Here is a 515-nt window from a genome sequence, read left to right as displayed (position 1 = left end):
CAAGCATGTTAACCCCTACACCACCGGACCAATTAAGTTTTAACATTATAAGATGCTAATTGCGGGGGTAGGATTCGAACCTACGACCTTCGGGTTATGAGCCCGACGAGATGCCAACTTCTCCACCCCGCGATTATATTATACCTATAATAAAAGGTAATAAGGAGGATGTGGGATTCGAACCCACGCGCGCTTTTACACGCCTGACGGTTTTCAAGACCGTTCCCTTCAGCCGGACTTGGGTAATCCTCCAAAAAATAATGACCCGTACGGGATTCGAACCCGTGTTACCGCCGTGAAAGGGCGGTGTCTTAACCACTTGACCAACGGGCCGTGTCATTATTATTCAAATAATTTTAAACGGAGAAGGAGGGATTTGAACCCTCGCGCCGGTAAACCCGACCTACACCCTTAGCAGGGGCGCCTCTTCAGCCACTTGAGTACTTCCCCATGTGCCAATTTAAATATTAATTATTAAACTGAATGGGCCTGAGTGGACTCGAACCACCGACCTC

Annotated in this window: 4 tRNA genes; all 4 read right to left on the bottom strand. The window is 48.2% G+C overall.

The features are described 5' to 3' along the window. Positions 1–59 precede the first annotated feature (59 nt). Positions 60–132 (bottom strand) — tRNA-Met (locus HMPREF2758_RS07080). A 30-nt stretch (positions 133–162) separates the two neighbouring features. Beyond that, positions 163–252, bottom strand: a tRNA-Ser gene (locus HMPREF2758_RS07075). 9 nt (positions 253–261) lie between these two features. Then, positions 262–333: transfer RNA gene (locus HMPREF2758_RS07070), tRNA-Glu, on the bottom strand. Positions 334–361: 28 nt separating this feature from the next. Further along, positions 362–450: transfer RNA gene (locus HMPREF2758_RS07065), tRNA-Ser, on the bottom strand. Positions 451–515 lie beyond the last annotated feature (65 nt).

Source organism: Facklamia sp. HMSC062C11, assembly GCF_001810675.1.
Classification (GTDB): domain Bacteria; phylum Bacillota; class Bacilli; order Lactobacillales; family Aerococcaceae; genus Facklamia; species Facklamia hominis.
Note: the sequence above shows the minus strand (reverse complement) of the source record. Positions and strands in the feature narration are given on the sequence as shown.